The organism is Brevundimonas sp. FG8, assembly GCF_057808845.1.
Window position 1 is genome coordinate 772,087 of sequence record NZ_JBMDIU010000001.1, and the last position, 22,779, is coordinate 794,865.

15 protein-coding genes are annotated in these 22,779 nt (G+C 66.2%); 8 read left to right on the forward strand and 7 right to left on the reverse strand.

Going from position 1 to position 22,779, the window contains the following annotated elements:
• Positions 1-42: 42 nt before the first annotated feature.
• Positions 43-1,911: a DUF4153 domain-containing protein gene (locus ACODRV_RS03560; RefSeq protein WP_488907431.1), complete on the reverse strand. Its 1,869-nt coding sequence runs from the start codon at positions 1,909-1,911 to the stop codon at positions 43-45.
• Positions 1,912-2,309: 398 nt separating this feature from the next.
• Between ACODRV_RS03560 and rplJ the strand changes: the two genes are divergently transcribed.
• Complete coding sequence (gene rplJ / locus ACODRV_RS03565; protein WP_141626234.1) at positions 2,310-2,825, forward strand: 50S ribosomal protein L10; 516 nt, start codon at positions 2,310-2,312, stop codon at positions 2,823-2,825.
• A gap of 66 nt (positions 2,826-2,891) precedes the next feature.
• The gene (gene rplL / locus ACODRV_RS03570) at positions 2,892-3,275 is read left to right on the forward strand and encodes a 50S ribosomal protein L7/L12 (protein ID WP_141626235.1); all 384 of its coding nucleotides are present in this window, start codon (positions 2,892-2,894) and stop codon (positions 3,273-3,275) included.
• Positions 3,276-3,410: 135 nt separating this feature from the next.
• On the opposite strand, the gene ACODRV_RS03575 is transcribed toward rplL, so the two are convergent.
• From ACODRV_RS03575 to ACODRV_RS03590, 4 genes are all read right to left on the reverse strand, one after another.
• Positions 3,411-5,372: a M61 family metallopeptidase gene (locus ACODRV_RS03575; RefSeq protein WP_488907432.1), complete on the reverse strand. Its 1,962-nt coding sequence runs from the start codon at positions 5,370-5,372 to the stop codon at positions 3,411-3,413.
• Positions 5,373-5,389: 17 nt separating this feature from the next.
• Positions 5,390-7,342, reverse strand: coding sequence for a M61 family metallopeptidase (locus ACODRV_RS03580; protein ID WP_488907451.1), 1,953 nt, complete (start codon positions 7,340-7,342; stop codon positions 5,390-5,392).
• Positions 7,343-7,438: 96 nt separating this feature from the next.
• Positions 7,439-7,603: a hypothetical protein gene (locus tag ACODRV_RS03585; RefSeq protein WP_488907433.1), complete on the reverse strand. Its 165-nt coding sequence runs from the start codon at positions 7,601-7,603 to the stop codon at positions 7,439-7,441.
• 98 nt (positions 7,604-7,701) lie between these two features.
• On the reverse strand, positions 7,702-8,211 hold the full coding sequence (locus tag ACODRV_RS03590; protein ID WP_141626238.1) for an FKBP-type peptidyl-prolyl cis-trans isomerase: 510 nt from the start codon (positions 8,209-8,211) through the stop codon (positions 7,702-7,704).
• Between the two features lie 382 nt (positions 8,212-8,593).
• Between ACODRV_RS03590 and rpoB the strand changes: the two genes are divergently transcribed.
• Together rpoB and rpoC are read left to right on the forward strand one after the other, a co-directional pair.
• A complete protein-coding gene (gene rpoB, locus ACODRV_RS03595) occupies positions 8,594-12,709 on the forward strand; it encodes a DNA-directed RNA polymerase subunit beta (protein WP_488907434.1) in 4,116 nt (1,371 codons plus the stop codon).
• 151 nt (positions 12,710-12,860) lie between these two features.
• Positions 12,861-17,057 (forward strand): DNA-directed RNA polymerase subunit beta', encoded by a 4,197-nt coding sequence (gene rpoC, locus ACODRV_RS03600; RefSeq protein WP_141626240.1) that lies wholly within the window; start codon positions 12,861-12,863, stop codon positions 17,055-17,057.
• Between the two features lie 204 nt (positions 17,058-17,261).
• Here rpoC and ACODRV_RS03605 read toward each other — a convergent pair whose 3' ends face one another.
• Entirely contained in the window at positions 17,262-18,086 is an 825-nt protein-coding gene (locus ACODRV_RS03605) for a hypothetical protein (protein ID WP_488907435.1), read from the reverse strand.
• Positions 18,087-18,150: 64 nt separating this feature from the next.
• Positions 18,151-18,744, reverse strand: a complete 594-nt coding sequence (locus ACODRV_RS03610) for a hypothetical protein (protein ID WP_488907436.1) — start codon at positions 18,742-18,744, stop codon at positions 18,151-18,153.
• 454 nt (positions 18,745-19,198) lie between these two features.
• On the opposite strand from ACODRV_RS03610, the gene rpsL reads away from it, so the two are divergent.
• The 4 genes from rpsL to ACODRV_RS03630 form a co-directional block, all read left to right on the forward strand.
• A complete protein-coding gene (gene rpsL / locus ACODRV_RS03615) occupies positions 19,199-19,570 on the forward strand; it encodes a 30S ribosomal protein S12 (RefSeq protein ID WP_056453566.1) in 372 nt (123 codons plus the stop codon).
• A gap of 84 nt (positions 19,571-19,654) precedes the next feature.
• Complete coding sequence (gene rpsG / locus ACODRV_RS03620) at positions 19,655-20,128, forward strand: 30S ribosomal protein S7 (RefSeq protein ID WP_141626243.1); 474 nt, start codon at positions 19,655-19,657, stop codon at positions 20,126-20,128.
• A 157-nt stretch (positions 20,129-20,285) separates the two neighbouring features.
• Positions 20,286-22,367, forward strand: coding sequence for an elongation factor G (fusA, locus tag ACODRV_RS03625; RefSeq protein ID WP_488907437.1), 2,082 nt, complete (start codon positions 20,286-20,288; stop codon positions 22,365-22,367).
• A gap of 93 nt (positions 22,368-22,460) precedes the next feature.
• On the forward strand, positions 22,461-22,779 hold a 319-nt coding region (locus ACODRV_RS03630; RefSeq protein ID WP_488907438.1), incomplete at its 3' end, for a GTP-binding protein.

Genomic DNA, 22,779 nt, shown 5'->3' on the forward strand with positions numbered 1-22,779 from the left:
CACAAGGTGAAGATCAGGTGGTCGGGCAGGGTGAACGAGGTGTTAGGGCGCGGGCGTCGCGGTCACCGTAACCGGGGCAGGGGCCGTCGCGCCGGCGGGGGACGGCGTGCAGCGGATGTCCTGCTCCAGTTGGGGCGCCACGGCCGGGCCGTCGCCGAAAGAGAGCGCGGGCCAGCGGGGTTCGGCGATCCGCACGCCCCCCTGCTTCAGCCGCTCCCGTGCATCCTCGCGACGGCCTCCGACGCAACGCAGGTGCGGATAGGCGCCCTGACGGGTCCAGACGCCATCACTGTTCCGGGCCCACAGATCGACGGAGAACGATCTGGCGATGAGCACTTCCATGACGTTGTCACCGTTCAGGTCGATTGCGCGTGCGACGCAGATGCCCTGGCCCACGCAATCATACCGGTCGTCACCAGAACGGACCTCGGTGACGAAGTCCGCCGGCAGCGGCGACCCGACGACCTCAAACACCGGAATACGATCCGGTTCGCCTTCGTCCCGCAAGTCCCACCGGTTCTTGATGGCGATGACCTGTCTGGCGCGTTGGGCGATGTCGGGGGCGGCAGAGCGGGTCAGGCGTTCCAGCGCGGCCTCGCCGGCCTTGCCGCTTTCAAAGCGCAGGAAGCGGAAGTCGAACTGATCCGGCTTGACGGCGCCGCGCTCCAGCCGGGCGACCTGATCGGCGACGGACAGGCGGGCCGGGTCGGCGACGGGGCTGAACAGGGCGAGGATGACCGCGATGGCCAGAACGGCAGTCAGGACGTTGGTGCGCTCCAGCGGCTGCATCCAGTCGGCGCCCTTTCTCCAGAAGGGCCGGAGGGCGGCATAGCCGTAGCCTGCGGCATAGGCGGCGCCGATGATGGCGCAGGCGACGGCTATGATCCTGTCCGGCGTCAGGCCGTGCTGGCCGATGCGCAGGGCCAGACCCCAGAAGGCGAGAATGACGAGCGGCGTCAGCAGGACGGCGGCGACCCGCACGGCCCAGCGCAGGACCAGCGGCGGCAGGTTGTCTTCGCGTCCGTCCTGATAGGCGGTGTTGATGAGAATGATGAGGGCGGCGGCGGCCGAGAGCACGAGGGCGGTGGCGCTGCCGGTGTCCCAGAGGCGGTCCAGACCGGTGAAGGGCAGGGCGGCGAGGAAGCCGGCCGCCAGCACGGTCATGAGGAGCAGCAGCCACGACAGCAGCATCAGGGCGACGCTGCGCACGCCCCGGATCAGGCCGTCGCGCACATCGGTCAGATGGACGGCGACCGAGAACATCAGGGTGGTGACCGGGATGGAGAACCAAGGCTGGTCGATCAGGTCCTGCAGGAAGTCGAGCCCGATCACCTTGAACAGGGCCGAGCCGAGGAAAAGCAGGATCCAGAAAGCGCCGGTGAAGCCGACGGACAGGGCCAACTGAACTCCGGCTTTCCATGCCGTGTCGAAATAGGTGGGGAAGGCGGCGATCCATTTCCGCTCCAGATCCGCGGGCAGGATCAGATGATGGCCGATGAACAGGGCCGCCGCGGCGAACAGGGGCATGGGCCAGGGGAGGAAGGGCGGTCGGCTGCGCGGACCGTACTCGGTCATCGACTGCGCCGCGGCGCCGTGCCAGCCGAGCAGGGCGAGGAAGGCAGTCGCACCGATAATCCAGAGCAGCAGGGTACGGACACGCATCCGCCCGGCGCCGGCCAGCAGCAGGACAGGAACCATGACCAGGATCATCGCCAGCGGCCCGAACAGCTCCGGCACGGTGGCGGGCCAATCCAGCCGGGGGTCACCGTAGTCACTGATCCGGGCGGAGCGGTACAGCAGCCATAGCGCCAGCCCCTGCGCCAGGCCGACCGCCAGCCGGAAACCGGCCAGCGCGGGCGTGCCGCCGCGGCCCAGACTGTCGCGGCCGGTGGCTTCGATGGTTTCGGTCATGCGGATCCCCTGCCGTCAGGCCGACGACACTGCCCCGGTTCGCGAGGGCTGTCGTGAGGATTTCCTGTGCAGATGGCCTGCATGCGCGTGGGCGCTTGAGTTTGCGGCGATTGCGTGTATAGAGCGCGCCTTCTCCGTCGCAGCCTTCGGGACGCGGCGGTCCTGTCCGAGAACTTCGGGGCGTGGGGGCCACCCACCGCCGTAACTGTCAGAGAGCCCTCTGACGCCGTGGGGAGATGGGGATGCAGACGATCGCCGTCACCCGGAAACGGGGGCACGGGGTTTGAGCTTCCTTCGGACAATACGACCGGCCTGAACGTCTCGCAGCGATGCGCGGCGCTTTGGCCATACGTTTCCGGGAATAAGCCCGGGGACGAATACCAAGACTGGAGACCGCAATGGACCGCGCACAAAAAGCCGAGTCGATCGAATCGCTGAAAAGCGTTTTCGCCGACGCGGGCGCCGTGGTCGTGACCCACAACCTGGGTCTGACCGTTGCGGAAATGGAAGATCTGCGTGGCCGTCTTCGTAAAGAAGGCGCCGCGTTCAAGGTGGTCAAGAACCGCCTGGCGCTGAAGGCGCTCGAAGCCGCTGAAGGCAGCGATTACCACGGCCTGTTCAAGGGTCCGGTGGGCATCGCCTATGCCGACGACGCGGTGACGGCCGCCAAGGTCACCGCCGAATTCGCCAAGGGCAACGACAAGTTCGTCGTTCTGGGCGGCTTCATGGGTGACAAGGTTCTGGACGCGAAGGGCGTGGAGGTTCTCTCCAAACTGCCGTCGCTGGATCAGATCCGCGCGTCGTTCCTCGGCCTGCTCAACACGCCCGCGACCCGTATCGCCGGCATCACGCAAGCCCCGGCTGCCCAACTGGCCCGCGTTTTCAACGCCTACGCCACGAAGGACGCCGCGTAAGCGGAACCGCCTCTTTCATCTCTGCAAACTCTCTACTGAACCTCATCCTACCGAAGGAAATACCCCATGGCTGATCTCGCCAAAATCGTTGAAGACCTGTCGGCTCTGACCGTCCTGGAAGCCGCTGAACTGTCGAAGCTGCTGGAAGAAAAGTGGGGCGTGAGCGCCGCTGCTCCGGTCGCCGTCGCCGCTGTGGCCGCCGGTGGTGGTGAAGCCGCTCCGGCCGGCGAAGAGCAAACCGAGTTCACCGTTGTCCTGATCGACGGCGGCGACAAGAAGATCAACGTGATCAAGGAAGTCCGCGGCGTCCGTTCGGACCTGGGTCTGAAGGAAGCCAAGGACCTGGTCGAAGGCGCTCCGCAGAACGTCGTCGAGAACGTCTCGAAGCAGACCGCCGAAGAAATCAAGAAGAAGCTGGAAGAAGCCGGCGCCAAGATCCAGATCAAGTAATCTGGCTTACGGCGTGTCGCCCCTAGGGGCGGCGGCTTGAACAGTTGAGCGGGCCGGAGGGAAACCTCCGGCCCGTTTTCTTTTGGGCGAGGTGATGGTCGGCAGCTGGATCCGCTGACGAGACCGGTTCTGTCTTCAGCGGGTGCGCGGCCTGAAGATGTCGGCCAGACGGTCGCGCGTGCCCTCGATGCGGACCAGACGCGGGTAGCGCAGGCCGCCGTGATAGTCGAAGTCGACCGTGCGGAACTCGTCGCCGCGTTTCAGGACAAGCCGGATCGGGTCCGGGCTGGTCTTCGCGGCGGTGACCGCGGCGCGCAGGGCGTCGGCGGAACCGACCCGGTCGCCGACGGCCATCAGTTCCCAGCCCGCGCCGAGGCCCTGATCAAAGGCCAGCGAACCCCAGCGGACCCCGGTGATGCGCGTGCCCGACAGGCTGAAGCCCAGCGAGTACTGGAAGTCCCCGGCCCAGCCGCCCAGCATGCGCTTTTCGACGGGCGTCAGGCTGTCGACCCAGGTCAGGCGCCAGCCCGCGCGTTCGATGCCGTCCAGCGGCGCCTTGGCGTCCGGGCCGACCGCGTCCAGGCGGGTGCGCAGGAAGGTGGCCCAGTCGTGCGGGTGCACGGCGTTCAGGGCCGCGACCACGTCGTCGAAGGTGTAGGGGCGGGCCTCCCAGACACCGTCCTCGACGCCGAAGAAGGCCTTGGCGAAGTCATCCAGCGACTTGCGCTCGTTGGTCTCGGAGCGGATCAGGGTGTCGGCGTCCAGCCAGATCAGCAGGGCCTCGCGGTAGTAGTCGCCCGTGTCGCGCATCCACGACGACCAGGGATTGGTCGTGCGGTAGCCCAGCAGGTTGTGATTGGTGGTGTCCTGCAGCGCGCGCCACTGACGGCCCGGCTGCTGGTCATAGAAACCGGCGACCTCGGCGAGGTTGATGACGGCCTCCTCGACGGTGCCGAGACCCGAGCGCGGGGTCAGGACATCGCCCCAGTACTCGGTCTGGCCTTCATAGACCCACATCAGGGTGTTCTGGGTGGGGAGGTTCAGGTTGGCGACGTATTCGTCGGACGGACGCCGGAACTTGCCGTTCCAGCTGTGGACGTACTCGTGCGGCAGCAGGCCGCGCGCGCCGTAGGCCGGGTTGGGGCTGGAGAAGTAGTTGGGGGCCGCCGTGTTCTCGGACGAGCGATGGTGCTCCAGCCCGATGCCGCCGAGCTGGCTGGTCATGGCGAACAGGAACTCATAGCGGTCGTAGTGGCGGGCGCCGAACAGACGGTCGGCCTGATCGACCAGCGCCTCGTATTTCGCGATCCACTCGGGCGTGATGTTGATCGAGGCGGCGGTGTCGCCGACCAGATTCAGATGCACCGGCGAACGGCCGCCCGGGTCGATGTCCACGCGGCGATAGTAACGGCCCGCGAACATCGGGCTGTCGGCCAGATGCTCCAGATTGATCGGGGCGAAGGTGGCCACGTCGCCCTCGCGGCCCGTCGTGTCCAGAGCCACGCCGTAGCCCCAGCCCGAAGGCAGCACGACCGAAGGGGCGAAGGTGATGCGGCTGTGGTTGTAGCCCGCCGGATAGAGCAGGGCCTTCTCCCACTGCAGGTTCACGATGTCCTGCGTCATGACCACACGCCAGGTGGCGTTGTCCGGCTGGGTCAGCCACTCGAACGAGACCTCGATGGACGCCACGCCCGCCGGGATGTCGAGGTGGAAGGCGTGGGGATCGACGGTGTCACGCACCCACTCGATCCGCCGGCCGTTCCCGGTGACGGTCAGGCCCGAGATCAGCTGGATCGGGCCGGTGTCGGCGTGGTTGCCCGGAATGAATTTCGGATATTGCAGCACCAGATGACCCGCCGAGACCGGGATGGTCTGGTGGGTGCGGATGACCTTGTGGTCCAGGTCCGTCAGATCGACACGGATGCCGATGACGCCGGGATAGTCGCGATCCTGCGGCGCGGGGATCGGGGGCAGGGCGTGCGGCAGGCTGGTCGGCGCGGGCAGGGGCGCATGGGCCTGCGAGGCCGGAACGGTCTGGGCCACGGCGGGCAGGGCCACGGAGGCGAGCAGCAGGGCGAGGGCGGCGGGCTTGATCATGTCGGGCTTGCTCGAAATCAGCGGCGGCGCGGGCTGAGGATGTCGCCCAGCCGGTCAGGGGTTCCCTCGATCCGCTCGAGGTGCGGGTAGCGAAGGCCGTCGTGGTAGTCGAATTCGATGGTGCGGAAGCGATCGCCGCGCTTCAGCATCATCTGGATCGGCGTCGCATTGCCCTTGGAGGCGGTGATGGCCTCGGCGATGGCGGCGGCGTTGGCCGTGCGGCCGTTGACCGCGACGACTTCCCAGCCCGAGGTCAGGCCGGCCTGGAAGGCGGGCGAGCCCCAGCGGACGCCGGTGACGCGGTTCGAACTGTTTAGCGACAGGCCCAGCGAGTACTGGAAGTCCACCCGGCCCAGTTCCGTGTTCAGGGCGCGGGAATAGGCGTTGGGCGCCTCACGCCAGACAAGGCGGTAGCCGCCACGCTCGATCCCGGCCAGCGGCCCGTGGGCCTCGGGGCCGACAGCGTCCAGCCGCTCGCGCAGGAAGGCGCTCCAGTCGTTGCGCTCGACCCCGTTGAGGGTCGTGGTGACGTCGGTGAAAGTATAGGGCGCGGGATCCCAGTTGCCGTCCTGAACGCCGAAGAAGGCGCGGGCGAAGTCGTCCAGCGAGCGACGGCCGCCGGACTGCTCGCGGATCAGGGTGTCGGCGTCCAGCCAGATCATGGCGCCTTCACGATAGTAGTCCTCGCTACGCTGGCGGCTGGGCCAGGGCTGGGGACGTCGCTGGGCGATGATCGGATCGTTGGTGGTGTCCTGCATGGCCCGCCATTCGCGGCCCGGATTGCCGTCGGCGTAGGTGGCGGCGGTGTTGGCGAACACATCCAGCGCCTGCTGTTTGGTCATCAGGCCGGCGCGCGTGGTCAGGATCAGGCCCCAGTACTGGGTCTGGCCCTCATAGACCCAGAGCAGGGAGTTCTGCAGCGGCTCGTTCAGGGTCGGAGTCAACTGGTCCGCCGGACGGCGCCATTTGCCGTTCCAGCTGTGGGTGTACTCGTGACCCAGCAGGTCACGGTCCGCCAGGGTGCCGGTCGCATCGGTGAAATATTTGGTGTCGACGCTGTTCTCGGACGAGCGCTGGTGCTCCAGCCCGATGCCGCCCAGTCGGTCGGTGACCGCCAGCAGGAAGTCGTAGTGGTTGAAGTGGCGCGCGCCGAACAGGCGGTCGGCCTGACGGACCAGTTCGCGGTGCTGGGCGATGTGGGTGTCGGTGGCGGCCAGCTGTTCGGCGCTGTCGGCGACGACGTTCAGGCGCACCGGCGAGCGGCCGCCCGGATCAAGGTCGATCTGACGGTAGTGCAGGCCCGCGAACAGGGGGCTGTCGGCGAAATGCTCCAGAGTGATCGGGGCGAACACCGCCACGCCGTTCTGGAACGAGCGCGTGTCCAGAGCCGTGCCGTACTGCCAACCCGCGGGCAGGCGCAGGGTCGGCTCGAAGGTGATCCGGCGCGCGTAGTAGCCCGCCGGATAGAGCAGGGCCTTCTCCCACTGGATGTTCAGCATCTCGTCGGTGATGACGACGCGGCCCTGCGCGCCGTCGATGGGCGTCAGCCACTTGAAGGAAACCTCCACCGCCGGGACGCCCGCCGGAACATCAACCTGGAAGGCCGTGGTCTGGACCGTGTTGCGCACCCAGCGCAGGGGCTGGCCGTTGGCGGTGATCTGCAGGTCGGAGATGTCGTCTACCGGGCCGACCGGGCCATGGTTGCCCGGGATCCACTCGGGATACAGCAGGACCAGCGGACCCGGCGCCGCGACCGGGATGGTCTGTTTGATCGAGACGATGCGCCGGTCGATGTCGGTGGCGTCCACCTCGATGCCGATCACGCCGGGATAGGGGGCGTCGCGCGGCGTGGGTATCGGGGCCAGGGCGACCGGCAGGGCGGGCGTGCCGACCTGGGCCAGAGCGGGAGCGGACCCGAACAGCAGCGCCGCGGCGCAGGCGGAGACGAGCAGGCGGGCGGACGGACGCATCATGGGACTCGCAGGCAAGGCAAACCGGGGCGTGCAGATCACGCCGGGCCGGGGCGGCGGTCAACCCGGCGCGACTGATACAGTATTACAATCCTGTCATCTCGGGGTGGCGAGGGCGGCCAGAAGGGCGGCGTGGAAGACCTCCGGCGCCTGACCCTGCGGCGAATGGCCGAGATCAGGGAAGGCGATCAACCGGGCTTCCGGAATGGCGTCGACCGCGCGGCGGCCGAGCAGGTCGTAGCGGCCCGGTCGGGCCCGCACCTCCGGCGCGGCGCGGGGAGCAGGCCGGCGATGAGGAGGGGGCGGAGCGTGTACGGCCTCTCGGGGAGATCGGGCGATGAACGCCCGGCCGCTCGAGCTCAGGACGCCGGTTTTACTTCGAGCAGTTCGACGGTGAACAACAGGGTCGAGTTCGGAGGCAATTCGCCGCCGCCGACCCAGCGCTCGCCGTAGCCGATGGAGGCGGGAATGACGAACTCGAACTTTTCGCCCTCGCGCATCAAGGCCACGCCCTCGGTCCAGCCCTTGATGACCCGGTTCAGGGGGAACTCGGCGGGTTCGTTGCGGTCATAGCTGCTGTCGAACTGGCGACCGTCAATGAAGGTCCCGCGATAGTGGACCCTGACCGTGTCGGTCGAGGTCGGCTGACGGCCGTTCGGTTTCGCGCGGCCGATGCGGCGGTATTGGAGGCCGCTTTCGGTGGTCGTCCAGCCGCGACGGGCGCCGTTCCACGCCAGATAGGCGGCGTTGCCCTGGGTCCAGCCCTCGAGAGTGCCCGTGCCGACCGCGACAGGCGCGGGCGTCGGCGGCGTCGAGGCGCAGGCGGCGAGGGTCAGGGCGGCGGCGGAGGCGATCAGGAAGCGCTTCATGACGGTGACGCTAGCCGGAGTTGGCGGGGACGGGAAGAGACCCCATATCTGCCCGTGACGACGAGCGATGCGGGAAGAGCAAGCCGAATTCCGGCTCTGCCCCAAGATTTTCCACAGCGACCTTTATTTCGCCGTCAAAGCGAGTATATCAGCCCGTTCCGCTAACTCCGTAATGAGTCCGCGCGAAAGCGCCGAGGCCCGGTTTGTCGCCCTCCGACCGGTGCGAAGGCGCGCTCCTCCCCAAGGGAGCCGTACAATTCAGGTGTCCTGGGACCGCAAGGCCCGAGGGTGGACGCCGAAACCGATCGTCACGGATCGCCAGCCGGCGGCCCGTGGCTGCTGCATTTGAAACGAGCTGCCCGGCTCGTATTGGGAAGACAGAATGGCCAAGTCCAAAGCGGAACTCACCGTCTCCGGTCAGTTCCTCACCGCCACCTCGTTCACCGGCAAGAAGCGCATCCGTCACTCGTTCGGTCGCATCCCGGAAGCGGTGCAGATGCCGAACCTGATCGAGGTTCAGCGCGCGTCCTACGAACAGTTCCTTCAGCGCGAGAGCCGTCCGGGCCTGCGCACCGATGAGGGGATCGAGGCGGTCTTCAAGTCGGTCTTCCCGATCAAGGACTTCAACGAACGCGCCATCCTTGAATACGTCTCGTATGAATTCGAAGACCCGAAGTACGACGTCGAGGAGTGCATCCAGCGCGACATGACCTACGCCGCGCCGCTGAAGGTGAAGCTGCGCCTGATCGTGTTCGAGATGGACGAAGAGACCGGCGCGCGCTCGGTCAAGGACATCAAGGAGCAGGACGTCTATATGGGCGATATCCCGCTCATGACGGACAAGGGCACCTTCATCGTCAACGGGACCGAGCGGGTGATCGTGTCCCAGATGCACCGTTCGCCGGGCGTCTTCTTCGACCACGACAAGGGCAAGACGCACAGCTCGGGCAAGCTGCTGTTCGCCGCTCGCGTGATCCCGTACCGCGGGTCGTGGCTCGACTTCGAGTTCGACGCCAAGGACATCGTCTACGTCCGCATCGACCGTCGCCGCAAACTGCCGGCCACCACCTTCCTGATGGCTCTGGGCATGGACGGCGAGGAAATCCTCAAGACGTTCTACGAGACCGTGCCTTACGAGAAGCGCGGCGAGGGATGGGTCACGCCTTACAAGGCCGAGCGCTGGCGCGGTGTGAAGCCGGAGTTCGATCTGGTCGACGCCGACACCGGTGAAGTGATCGCCGCCGCCGGGACGAAGATCAGCGCCCGTCAGGCCAAGAAGCTGGGTGACACCACCAAGTCGCTGTCCCTGGCCGCCGACGCCCTGGTGACCCGTTATCTGGCCGCCGACGCCGTCAACTACGAGACCGGTGAAATCTACGCCGAGGCCGGCGACGAGCTGGACCAGGCCACGATCGAGCTGCTGGAGTCGCACGGCTTCACCACCATCGACGTGCTGGACATCGACCACGTCACCGTCGGCGCCTACATGCGCAACACCCTGCGCATCGACAAGAGCACCGGCCGCGAGGACGCCCTGTTCGACGTCTACCGCGTGATGCGTCCGGGCGAGCCGCCGACCCCGGAAGCCGCCGAAGCCATGTTCCAGTCGCTGTTCTTCGACAGCGAGCGCTACGATCTGTCGGCCGTGGGCCGGGTCAAGATGAACATGCGTCTGGAAACCCCCGAGGTTTCGGACGAAATCCGCGTCCTGCAAAAGGACGACGTCCTGAAGGTGCTGCAGATCCTCGTCGGCCTGAAGGACGGCCGTGGCGAGATCGACGACATCGACAACCTGGGCAACCGTCGCGTTCGCTCGGTCGGCGAACTGCTGGAAAACCAGTACCGCATTGGCCTGCTGCGCATGGAGCGCGCGATCAAGGAGCGCATGAGCTCGGTCGATATCGACACGGTCATGCCGCACGACCTGATCAACGCCAAGCCGGCCGCGGCCGCCGTGCGTGAGTTCTTCGGCAGCTCGCAGCTGTCGCAGTTCATGGACCAGACGAACCCGCTGTCGGAAATCACCCACAAGCGCCGCCTGTCGGCCCTTGGACCGGGCGGTCTGACCCGCGAGCGCGCCGGCTTCGAAGTCCGCGACGTGCACCCGACCCACTACGGCCGCATCTGCCCGATCGAAACGCCGGAAGGCCCGAACATCGGTCTGATCAACTCGCTGGCCACCCACGCCCGCGTGAACAAGTACGGCTTCATCGAGAGCCCGTACCGTCGCGTGAAGGACGGCCAGGCCCAGTCCGAGGTCGTCTACATCTCGGCCATGGAAGAGTCGAAGTACACGATCGCCCAGGCCAACATCGAACTGAAGGACGGCCAGATCGTCGACGATCTGGTCCCCGGCCGGATCAACGGTGAATCCCAGCTGCTGACCAAGGAAACGGTCGACATGATGGACGTGTCGCCGAAGCAGGTCGTTTCGGTCGCCGCCGCCCTGATTCCGTTCCTGGAAAACGACGACGCCAACCGCGCACTGATGGGCGCGAACATGCAACGTCAGGCCGTGCCGCTGGTGCAGTCGGACGCGCCGCTGGTCGGCACCGGCATGGAAGCCGTCGTGGCCGTGGACTCCGGCGCCGTCGTGGTCGCCCGTCGTGAAGGCGTCGTCGAGCAGATCGACGGCACCCGTATCGTCGTGCGCGCCACCGGTGAGCTGGAGCCGGGCCGCTCGGGCGTCGATATCTACCGCCTGTCGAAGTTCCAGCGTTCGAACCAGTCGACCTGCATCAACCAGCGCCCGATCGTGCGCGTGGGTGACGCGGTGAAGGCCGGCGACGTGATCGCCGACGGCCCGTCGACGGACCTGGGCGAACTGGCTCTGGGCCGCAACGCCCTCGTCGCCTTCATGCCCTGGAACGGCTACAACTTCGAAGACTCGATCCTGATCTCGGAGCGCATCGTGCGCGACGACATCTTCACGTCGATCCACATCGACGAGTTCGAGGTCATGGCCCGCGACACCAAGCTGGGTCCGGAAGAAATCACCCGCGACATCCCGAACGTCGGCGAGGAAGCCCTGCGCAACCTCGACGAGGCCGGCATCGTGGCCATCGGCGCCGAGGTCCAGCCCGGCGACATCCTGGTCGGCAAGGTGACGCCGAAGGGCGAAAGCCCGATGACCCCGGAAGAGAAGCTGCTGCGCGCCATCTTCGGCGAGAAGGCTTCGGACGTCCGCGACACCTCGCTGCGTCTGCCGCCCGGCGTCGCCGGCACCATCGTGGACGTGCGCGTCTTCAACCGTCACGGCGTCGACAAGGACGAGCGCGCCATGGCGATCGAACGCGCCGAGATCGAGCGTCTCGGCAAGGACCGCGACGACGAGCTGAAGATCCTCGAGCGCAACGTCTACGGCCGCCTGCAGCCCCTGCTGCTGGGCAAGACCGCCGTCTCGGGTCCGAAGGGCCTGGGCCGCGGCGAGGTCACCCTCGAGAAGCTGGGTGAACTGTCCAAGGGTCTGTGGTGGCAGATCGCCCTCGACGACGAGAAGGCGATGGGCGAGCTGGAGGCCATGAAGAAGCAGTTCGAGGACGCCCGGAAGGCCCTCGACCGGCGCTTCGAGGACAAGGTCGAGAAGCTGCAACGTGGCGACGAACTGCCCCCGGGCGTGATGAAGATGGTCAAGGTCTTCGTCGCCGTGAAGCGCAAGCTTCAGCCGGGCGACAAGATGGCCGGCCGTCACGGCAACAAGGGCGTCATCTCCAAGATCCTGCCGATCGAGGACATGCCGCACCTGGAAGACGGTACGTCGGTCGACGTCGTTCTGAACCCGCTGGGCGTGCCGTCGCGCATGAACATCGGCCAGATCTTCGAAACCCATCTGGGTTGGGCCGCCGCCGGTCTCGGCAAGCAGATCCAGGGCCTTCTGGAAGCCTGGCAACAGGGCGGCCAGAAGCAGGCGCTGATCGACCATCTGTCGGATGTCTACGGCAAGGACACCCCGCTGCCGCAGGACGAGGAAGAGCTGGTCGAGCTGGCCCGCAACCTGTCGAAGGGCGTTCCGTTCGCGACCCCGGTCTTCGACGGCGCGCACATCTCGGACATCGAGGACCTGCTGGAGAAGGCCGGTCTGGATCGTTCGGGCCAGTCGATCCTGTTCGACGGTCAGACCGGTGAGCAGTTCAAGCGTCCGGTCACGGTCGGCTACATCTACATGCTGAAGCTGCACCACCTGGTCGACGACAAGATCCACGCCCGCTCCATCGGGCCGTACTCGCTCGTCACCCAGCAACCGCTGGGCGGCAAGGCGCAGTTCGGCGGCCAACGCTTCGGTGAAATGGAAGTGTGGGCGCTGGAAGCCTACGGCGCGGCCTACACCCTGCAGGAAATGCTGACGGTGAAGTCCGACGACGTGGCCGGCCGGACCAAGGTCTACGAGGCGATCGTCCGCGGCGACGACAGCTTCGAGGCGGGCATCCCCGAGTCGTTCAACGTGCTCGTGAAGGAAATGCGCTCGCTGGGCCTGAACGTGGAGCTGGAGAACAGCTGAGGCGAGTGAGCGAGTAGTGAAAAGTGAGCGAAGGGGTGAGCGCAGTCTCAACCGCCATCGCTTACTTCTTGCTCACTCTTCACCTTCCGCCAGCCAAGTCTCTGCTCTTCAAGATTTATCGCGGCCCACTCGCCGCAGAAGGAACTGACAGATGAACCAGGAAGTCCTGAACATCTTCAACCCGGTCCCGGTCACCCCGACCTTCGACCAGATCCGGATCGCACTGGCCTCGCCGGAGAAGATCCGCTCGTGGTCGTTCGGCGAGATCAAGAAGCCGGAAACCATCAACTACCGCACGTTCAAGCCCGAGCGTGACGGCCTGTTCTGCGCCCGTATCTTTGGCCCGACCAAGGACTACGAATGCCTGTGCGGCAAGTACAAGCGCATGAAGTACAAGGGCATCATCTGCGAGAAGTGCGGCGTCGAAGTCACCCTGGCCCGCGTTCGTCGCGAGCGCATGGGCCACATCGAGCTGGCCTCGCCGGTCGCCCACATCTGGTTCCTGAAGTCGCTGCCGTCGCGCATCTCGCTGATGCTCGATATGGCGCTGAAGGACGTCGAGCGCGTCCTGTATTTCGAGAACTACATCGTCACCGAGCCGGGCCTGACCCCGCTGAAGCAGAACCAGCTGCTGACGGAAGACGAGTTCTACCGTTACCAGGACGAGTTCGGCGATGACGGCTTCACCGCCGAGATCGGCGCCGAGGCCGTTCGCAATCTGCTGATGGGCATCGACCTGAACGCCGAGGCTGAAAAGCACCGCGGCGAGCTGGCCGACAACCCGTCGGAAATGAAGGCGAAGAAGGCCTCCAAGCGTCTGAAGCTGATCGAGGCCTTCCTCGAAAGCGGCAACAAGCCCGAGTGGATGATCCTGAACGTCGTTCCGGTCATCCCGCCGGAACTGCGTCCGCTGGTGCCGCTGGACGGCGGCCGCTTCGCGACCTCGGACCTGAACGACCTGTATCGCCGGGTCATCAACCGGAACAACCGCCTGAAGCGCCTGATCGAGCTGCGCGCGCCGGACATCATCATCCGCAACGAAAAGCGGATGCTGCAGGAATCGGTCGACGCCCTGTTCGACAACGGCCGTCGCGGTCGCGTCATCACCGGCGCCAACAAGCGTCCGCTGAAGTCGCTCGCTGACATGCTGAAGGGCAAGCAGGGTCGCTTCCGTCAGAACCTGCTCGGCAAGCGCGTCGACTACTCGGGTCGTTCGGTCATCACCGTGGGTCCGGAACTGAAGCTGCACGAGTGCGGCCTGCCGAAAAAGATGGCGCTGGAGCTGTTCAAGCCGTTCATCTACGCGCGTCTGGACGCCAAGGGCCTGTCGGGCACCGTCAAGCAGTCCAAGCGCATGGTGGAGCGCGAGCAGCCGCAGGTGTGGGATATCCTCGATGAGGTCATCCGCGAACACCCGGTCCTGCTGAACCGCGCCCCGACCCTGCACCGTCTGGGCATCCAGGCGTTCGAGCCGAAGCTGATCGAGGGCAAGGCCATCCGCCTGCACCCGCTGGTCTGTACCGCGTTCAACGCCGACTTCGACGGCGACCAGATGGCCGTGCACGTCCCGCTGAGCCTCGAGGCTCAGCTGGAAGCGCGCGTCCTGATGATGTCGACGAACAACATCCTGTCGCCCGCCAACGGCAAGCCGATCATCGTGCCGTCGCAGGACATCGTCCTGGGTCTGTACTACCTGTCGCTGGTCAAGGACGGCGAAACCGGCGAAGGCAAGCTGTTCGCCAACATGGGTGAAATTGACGCCGCGCTCGACGCCAAGGCCGTGACCCTTCACACGAAGATCAAGGCCCGCTGGACCGAGATGAACGCCGCCGGCGAAGTGGTGACCAAGGTCATCGACACGACGCCGGGCCGCATGAAGCTGGGCGCGCTGCTGCCGCACAACCCGAACATCGGCTACCGCCTGCTCGAGAAGAACCTGACCAAGAAGGAGATCGGTAATCTGATCGATCAGGTCTATCGTCACTGCGGTCAGAAGGCGACGGTCATCTTCGCCGACCAGATGATGCAACTGGGCTTCCGTGAAGCCGCCAAGGCCGGCATCTCGTTCGGCAAGGACGACATCGTCATTCCGGAAGCCAAGGCCGGTCTGGTCGCGGAAACCCGCACCCAGGTGGAAGAGTACGAGCAGCAATACGCTGACGGCCTCATCACCAAGGGCGAGAAGTACAACAAGGTCGTCGACGCCTGGGCCAAGGTCACGGACAAGATCGCTGACGCGATGATGGGCGAGATCGCGCAGCCGCGCGTTCTGGCTCCCGGCCAGAAGCCGGACATCAACTCGGTGTTCATGATGGCCAACTCGGGCGCCCGTGGTTCGCAGGCGCAGATGAAGCAGCTGGGCGGCATGCGGGGCCTGATGGCCAAGCCGTCGGGCGAGATCATCGAGACCCCGATTATCTCGAATTTCAAGGAAGGCCTGACCGTGCTGGAGTACTTCAACTCCACCCACGGCGCCCGTAAGGGTCTGGCCGACACCGCGCTGAAGACCGCCAACTCGGGCTACCTGACCCGTCGTCTGGTGGACGTGGCGCAGGACTCGATCGTCACCGAGGACGATTGCGGCTCGACGCGGGGCATCACCCTGCGCGCCGTGGTCGAAGGCGGCGACGTGCTGGTTTCGCTGGGCCAACGTGTTCTGGGTCGCTACGCGGCCGAGGACATCAAGGAGCCGGGCGGCGACACCGTCCTGTTCCCGGCGGACACCTATCTCCAGGAAGAGGAGATCGAGGTCATCGACAAGGCCGGCGTCCAGTCGATCAAGGTCCGTTCGGCCCTGACCTGTGAAGCCGAAGCCGGTATCTGCGCCTACTGCTACGGGCGTGACCTGGCGCGCGGCACCAACGTCAACATCGGTGAAGCCGTGGGCGTCATCGCCGCCCAGTCGATCGGTGAGCCGGGCACCCAGCTGACCATGCGGACCTTCCACATCGGCGGCACCGCGCAGGTGGCGGAAACCTCGTTCTACGAGGCGACCAACGCCGGTGTGGCCAAGATCAACGGCCCGACCGTCAAGGCGGCGCACGGCGATCTGGTGGCCATGAGCCGCAACGTCACCGTCGTCGTCACCGTGGACGGCAAGGACCGCGAGACCCACAAGGTCCCCTACGGCGCCCGCATCCGCGTCAAGGAAGGCGGCGACATCGCCAAGGGGCAGCGTCTGGCGGAGTGGGACCCCTACACCACCCCGATCCTGACGGAAGTCGCCGGTACGGTGCGCTTCGAGGACCTGGTCGAAGGCCTGTCGGTCAAGGAAGAAACCGACGAAGCGACGGGTATCGCCCAACGCGTCGTCAGTGACTGGCGCGCGTCGCCCCGCGGTTCGGACCTGCGTCCGGCCATGGGCGTGACCAACGGCGACGCCTACGCCAAGCTGGCTTCGGGCTCCGACGCCCGTTACCTGCTGCCCGTGGGCGCGGTTCTGTCCGTGAACAACGGCGATGAGGTCAAGCCGGGCGAGATCATCGCCCGCGTTCCGACCGAAGGCGCCAAGACCCGCGACATCACCGGCGGTCTGCCGCGCGTCGCCGAACTGTTCGAAGCCCGTCGTCCGAAGGACTGCGCCGTCATCGCCGAAATGGATGGCCGCGTTGAGTTCGGTCGCGACTACAAGAACAAGCGCCGCATCAAGATCACCCCGGAGCCGGATGCCGACGGCAACCAGGGCGAAGCGGTCGAATTCCTGATCCCGAAGGGCAAGCATATCTCCGTCCACGACGGCGATCTGATCCAGAAGGGCGACTACATCATCGACGGCAACCCGGATCCGCACGATCTGCTGCGCATCCAGGGCGTCGAAGCGCTGGCCGAATACCTCGTGAACGAAGTGCAGGAAGTCTATCGCCTGCAAGGCGTGCCGATTAACGACAAGCACATCGAGGTCATCGTCCGTCAGATGCTGCAGAAGGTCGAGGTCCTGGATTCGGGTGAAACCACCCTGATCCGCGGCGACACCGTCGAAGTGGCTGAAGCCGTGCTGGAAAACGCCAAGGTCGAGAAGCGCGGCGGTCGTCTGGCCACCACGCAGCCGGTCCTGCTGGGCATCACCAAGGCGTCGCTGCAGACCCGCAGCTTCATCTCGGCGGCGTCGTTCCAGGAGACCACCCGCGTCCTCACCGACGCCTCGGTCAACGGCAAGCGCGACACGCTGGAAGGCCTGAAGGAAAACGTCATCGTCGGCCGTCTGATCCCGGCCGGTACGGGCGCCTACCTGCGCAGCCTGCAGAAGATCGCCAACGAGCGTGACGCCGAGCTGACGCAAGCCCGCGAAGACGCGGTCGAGCCGCTGCCGGCCGATCTGGCCTTGGAGCTGGAGAAGTCGGAAGGCTGATCCGGGTCACAGACCTGAACTGAAAGAGGGGCGGCGTCGAAAGGCGTCGCCCTTTCTTTTTGTCCGGAGGGGCGAAGCGCGCCGGAAAGCGCCCATCCGGAGTTGGTGGCGGCTCGCTGATCGGGCGCCAAATTCGACCTGAGATTTGGACGACGGATTTCGGGAGAATTCGACGACGGAAAAGTGCGACGGCGAGGACGCCGGCTACTCCCGGTCGAAGCCGCCGCCCGGCGTCATCGGCTGGCCGGAGTCGCGCGGGCCGTCGCGACGCGTGCGGATATTGCGCGTTGAATCCGGCTGGAGCGACTGATCCAGATGGGCGCCCGCGACGCCGATGCCGAAGTTCGAACCCGGCCCGTCCTGGACGCCGGTGACGCCGGTTCCGCCCGCAAGGGGGCGACGACGCGCCTCATACTGGGCCAGGGCGGCGGCGCCTTCGCGGGCGAAGCGGGCGTCGCGTTCCGGATCGCCGGAGCCGCTGATGGGCGCCGCGGCGGCGGCGCGTTCGCCGAAGCGATCCTCGCAGATGCGGCGTTCCTCCGGGCTCAGCATCTGCGGGCTGGCGCAGCCGGGACCGCGCGTGCGCAGGCCGCGACCGACCCGGTCGCCCATCGTTTCGGGACGGACCTGCCACGGGTCCGCACTGGCGGGCGGAGCCGGCGCGCCGGGCGCGGCGGCCCGGGGCGAAGGCGGGGAGGGCGTTTCGTCCTCGTCATCGCGGGGACGGGGCTGGGGCAGCCGAAGGCCGAAGAAGGAGGGGCGCGAGTCCGCCGTTGTCGGCGCGGTCTCGGCGGGCGCCTGAACGGGCTGGGGACGGGGACGGGGCCTTTCATCCTCCAGCAGGGGACGGGGCTCGATATCCAGTAAGATCGTTTGGGGTTCGGCGGGAAGATTGGGCGTCTCCACCGTCAGGACCCGCAAGCCGAGCCCGCCGAGGATGAGGATGTGGGCGGAGACGGAAAGGCCGATCAGCGCGGGCTTGCGCCAGCGCTTGCCGATCCGGGGCCATACCAACGCGCGCCCGTTCATCCGTCCTCCCTGTCCGGCAAGCAGGTGACCCGGCCAGCGTGGCCGTAATGGGGCCGGATCGGGGTCATCGCTCGGTGAACAACGACCGCAGGCCCGGATAGGCCCCTTCGCCCCGGGTGTAGTCGCGCCACGCCTCGTTGGCCTGCCGCTGGCGTTCGAACCCATCCTCCCGCGACTGTTCGGCGCGACTCCGCCGGGGCGTCCCCGCGTCCGCATAGGCTTCCGGCTCCCGGTCCCGGTCCGGCGTGGGGCCGACCAGACAGAGGCGGGCGCCGATACGATCACCGGGCGGCGCGGGGCAGGGGAGCCCCGCCGGGGCCGGTCGTCGCCCGCGCCACGGGTCGTCCATCGCCTGCCCCTGCGCGGGGTTCTGCTCGGCTGGAGGGGGCGCGAGCGGCTCGACGGAACCGGAGGGCGGCCGTGCGCCGGTCGTGGCCGGTGCGCGTGGGCGCGGCGCGGACGGCGGGGCGGTGGAGTGATCAGGAGCGGGACGGGCGGCGGGGAGGGGGCTTCGTCTGGTGGCGGTCCGTCGTGACAGGGTCTCCGTCAGATCAAGCGGTATGAGGTAGACGGGCTCACGGATGGGCGCGGTCGGCGTCGGCGGCGTCGACAGGGCGATCGGCAGCAACACAATGACATGCAACGTCAGGGCGGCCACGACCACAAGGCCGCGCTGTCTCGCTGTACTGAGTATTCCCCGTTTCAACCGAACCCCCGCCACCGTCCTCAACCCACGGTGATGGGCGGGTGCGAGCGTGGCGGTATTGGGGCCTGATCGGGGCCGTTCGCCGACCTTCGATCCCTGATGGGCCCGGGCGGACGAGCGGCGCAGGCTATCGGCGCCAAACCCTTGACCTGACGGCCCCGCGCGCGTAGAAGCCGCCCACTTTCGAGAAGGATGTCTTCGGACGTCCGGCGAGATCGAGACAATCTAGCGAACGGGCTGTCGCCCGCCGGAACGTCCAAAGCGCGCGTTCCGGCTTTTGCGTTTGTCGCGGTCAAGGCTCGGAACCTCACCCGAGGGCGGCTCCCGTCGTCCGAAAAGAAGGCTCACCGGGGCGCTCCGGCCGAAAGGCACACGCTCCCATCGACTAGAAGAGAACGAGTACTCGATGCCGACTATCAACCAGCTGATCCGCAAGCCGCGCGCCCCCAAGCCGGTCCGTAACAAGGTCCCGGCCCTGAAGGGTTGCCCGCAACGCCGCGGCGTCTGCACCCGCGTTTACACAACGACCCCGAAGAAGCCGAACTCGGCTCTGCGTAAGGTCGCCAAGGTCCGTCTGACCACCGGCATCGAAGCCGTGTGCTACATCCCGGGCGAAGGCCACAACCTGCAGGAGCACTCCGTCGTGCTGATCCGCGGCGGCCGCGTGAAGGACCTTCCGGGCGTTCGCTATCACATCCTGCGCGGCGTGCTCGATACGCAAGGCGTCAAGGACCGCAAGCAGCGCCGTTCGCACTACGGCGCCAAGCGTCCGAAGTAAGCGTTCGCCGCTTCATTCCATTCGCCGATCCGCGCCCCGGGGGTTCGGATCGGCCGTACGATACGTCTTTAGAAGGCCAAGCCCATGTCCCGTCGCCACCGCGCCCAGAAGCGTGAAGTCCTGCCGGATCCCAAGTTCAAGGATCTGACCGTCACCAAGTTCATGAACTACGTCATGTACGAAGGTAAGAAGGCCGTCGCCGAGAACATCGTGTACGGCGCGTTCGACATCCTGGCCGAGAAGAAGAAGGACCAGGAACCCGTCGCGACCTTCCACACCGCGCTGGAAAACGTCGCTCCGGCGGTCGAAGTCCGTTCGCGTCGCGTCGGCGGCGCCACCTATCAGGTGCCGGTCGAAGTTCGTCCGGACCGCCGCAAGGCCCTGGCCATCCGTTGGCTGGTGAACGCCGCCCGCAACCGCGGCGAAAACACCATGACCGAAAAGCTGGCCGCCGAGCTGCTGGACGCTTCGAACAACCGCGGCACCGCCGTGAAGAAGCGCGAAGACACCCACAAGATGGCCGAAGCCAACCGCGCTTTCAGCCACTACCGCTGGTAAGCTTGCGGGAAGCCGCCGGTCTTTCGAAAGGATCGGCGGGTTCCTATTTACGTGACTATCCGGCGCGGGCGGTTTGAGCTAAATCGCCCGCGCTCGCTTATCCGAACATTCCCGAGGCGCCGGTCCGGCGCCGCTTCTGACCGCAAGGCACGCTCTCATGCCCCGCACGCATAAAATCGAAGACTACCGCAACTTCGGCATCATGGCGCACATCGACGCCGGCAAGACGACGACGACCGAGCGGATCCTGTATTACACCGGCAAGAGCCACAAGATCGGTGAAGTCCACGACGGCGCCGCCACCATGGACTGGATGGACCAGGAACAGGAACGCGGCATCACCATCACGTCGGCCGCGACGACCGCGTTCTGGAACGACAAGCGCCTGAACATCATCGACACCCCCGGCCACGTGGACTTCACCATCGAAGTCGAACGCTCGCTGCGCGTCCTCGACGGCGCCGTGACCGTGCTGGACGGCAACGCCGGCGTTGAGCCGCAGACCGAAACCGTCTGGCGCCAGGCCGACAAGTACCGCGTGCCGCGCATCGTCTTCGTCAACAAGATGGACAAGATCGGCGCCGACTTCGACAAGTCGGTTGAGTCGATCCGCGACCGTCTGGGCGCCAAGGCTGTGCCGATCCAATTCCCGATCGGCGCCGAGAGCGAGCTGAAGGGTCTGGTCGACCTGGTCCGCATGAAGGCGGTTGTCTGGGACAACGACGGCCTGGGCGCGTCGTATCGCGATGAAGAGATCCCGGCTGATCTGGTCGACAAGGCCAACGAAGCCCGCCAGTACCTGATCGACAACGCCGTCGAACTCGACGACGAGGCGATGGAAGCTTACCTCGAAGGCAACGAGCCGGACGAAGCGACCATCAAGAAGTGCATCCGCAAGGCCGTGCTGACCGGCGCCTTCTACCCGATCCTGTGCGGCTCGGCGTTCAAGAACAAGGGCGTGCAGCCGCTGCTGGACGCCGTCGTCGACTACCTGCCGTCGCCGGTGGACATCCCGCCGACCCCGGGCATCGACTACAAGACCGAAGAGCCGATCACCCGCAAGGCGTCGGACGAAGAGCCCCTGTCGGTTCTGGCCTTCAAGATCATGGACGACCCCTTCGTCGGCTCGATCACCTTCTGCCGCATCTACTCGGGCAAGATGGAAACGGGCATGGGCCTGCTGAACTCGTCGCGCGACAAGAAGGAGCGCGTCGGCCGCATGCTGCTGATGCACTCGAACAACCGCGAGGACATCAAGGAAGCCTACGCCGGCGACATCGTCGCCCTGGCCGGCCTGAAGGAAACCCGCACGGGCGACACCCTGTGCGACCCGATCAAGAACCCGGTCATCCTGGAGCGCATGGAGTTCCCGGCGCCGGTTATCGAGATCGCAGTCGAGCCCAAGTCGAAGGCTGACCAGGAGAAGCTGGGCGTCGCCCTGGCCAAGCTGGCCTCGGAAGACCCGTCCTTCACCGTCTCGACCGACCACGAGTCGGGCCAGACGATCCTGAAGGGCATGGGCGAGCTGCACCTGGACATCAAGATCGACATCCTGAAGCGCACCTACAAGGTCGAAGCCAACATCGGCGCGCCGCAGGTGGCCTACCGTGAATCGATCAGCCGCAAGGCCGAGATCGACTACACCCACAAGAAGCAGACCGGTGGTACGGGTCAGTTCGCCCGCGTCATGATCACCTTCGAACCGGGCGAGCCGGGTTCGGGCTTCGTGTTCGAGTCGGCCATCGTCGGCGGCGCCGTGCCGAAGGAATACATCCCCGGCGTCGAGAAGGGCCTGGAATCGGCCAAGGATAACGGCCTGCTCGCCGGCTTCCCGCTGATCGACTTCAAGGCGACCCTGACGGACGGCAAGTTCCACGACGTCGACTCCAGCGTGCTGGCGTTCGAAATCGCGGCCCGCGCCGCCTTCAAGGAACTGCGCGAGAAGGGCGGACCCAAGCTGCTCGAGCCGATCATGGCCGTCGAGGTCGTGACCCCGGAAGAGTATCTGGGCTCGGTCATCGGCGACCTGAACGGCCGTCGCGGCATGATCCAGGGTCAGGACATGCGCGGTAACGCGACTGTCGTGAACGCCTTCGTGCCGCTGGCCAACATGTTCGGCTATGTGAACACCCTGCGCGGCATGTCGCAGGGCCGCGCGGCCTTCACCATGCAGTACGATCACTACGAAGCGGTGCCGCAACACGTCGCCGACGAAGTGATCAAGAAGTACAGCGCCTAAGCACCAACCAATCCCGGCAGGCCTTCGGGCCTGCCGGACCCCTGAAAACCCCAAGGACTGAAGCCCCCTTTTTCAGGGGACGGAGAGAAGAGAATGGCCAAGGAAAAGTTCGAACGCACGAAGCCGCACTGCAACATCGGCACGATCGGTCACGTTGACCACGGCAAGACGACGCTGACGGCGGCGATCACGATGACGCTGGCGAAGGCCGGCGGCGCCAAGGCGATGAACTACGCCGACATCGACGCCGCGCCGGAAGAAAAGGCCCGCGGCATCACGATCAACACGGCGCACGTCGAGTACGAGACGGCCAACCGTCACTACGCGCACGTCGACTGCCCGGGTCACGCCGACTATGTGAAGAACATGATCACCGGCGCCGCCCAGATGGACGGCGCGATCCTGGTGGTTT

Bases quoted from the DNA above. Each gene is read 5' to 3' on its own strand.
- ACODRV_RS03560 (WP_488907431.1), bottom strand. From the start codon at position 1,911: ATGACCGAAACCATCGAAGCCACCGGCCGCGACAGTCTGGGCCGCGGC.
- rplJ (WP_141626234.1), top strand. From the start codon at position 2,310: ATGGACCGCGCACAAAAAGCCGAGTCGATCGAATCGCTGAAAAGCGTT.
- rplL (WP_141626235.1), top strand. From the start codon at position 2,892: ATGGCTGATCTCGCCAAAATCGTTGAAGACCTGTCGGCTCTGACCGTC.
- ACODRV_RS03575 (WP_488907432.1), bottom strand. From the start codon at position 5,372: ATGATCAAGCCCGCCGCCCTCGCCCTGCTGCTCGCCTCCGTGGCCCTG.
- ACODRV_RS03580 (WP_488907451.1), bottom strand. From the start codon at position 7,342: ATGCGTCCGTCCGCCCGCCTGCTCGTCTCCGCCTGCGCCGCGGCGCTG.
- ACODRV_RS03590 (WP_141626238.1), bottom strand. From the start codon at position 8,211: ATGAAGCGCTTCCTGATCGCCTCCGCCGCCGCCCTGACCCTCGCCGCC.
- rpoB (WP_488907434.1), top strand. From the start codon at position 8,594: ATGGCCAAGTCCAAAGCGGAACTCACCGTCTCCGGTCAGTTCCTCACC.
- rpoC (WP_141626240.1), top strand. From the start codon at position 12,861: ATGAACCAGGAAGTCCTGAACATCTTCAACCCGGTCCCGGTCACCCCG.
- ACODRV_RS03605 (WP_488907435.1), bottom strand. From the start codon at position 18,086: ATGAACGGGCGCGCGTTGGTATGGCCCCGGATCGGCAAGCGCTGGCGC.
- rpsL (WP_056453566.1), top strand. From the start codon at position 19,199: ATGCCGACTATCAACCAGCTGATCCGCAAGCCGCGCGCCCCCAAGCCG.
- rpsG (WP_141626243.1), top strand. From the start codon at position 19,655: ATGTCCCGTCGCCACCGCGCCCAGAAGCGTGAAGTCCTGCCGGATCCC.
- fusA (WP_488907437.1), top strand. From the start codon at position 20,286: ATGCCCCGCACGCATAAAATCGAAGACTACCGCAACTTCGGCATCATG.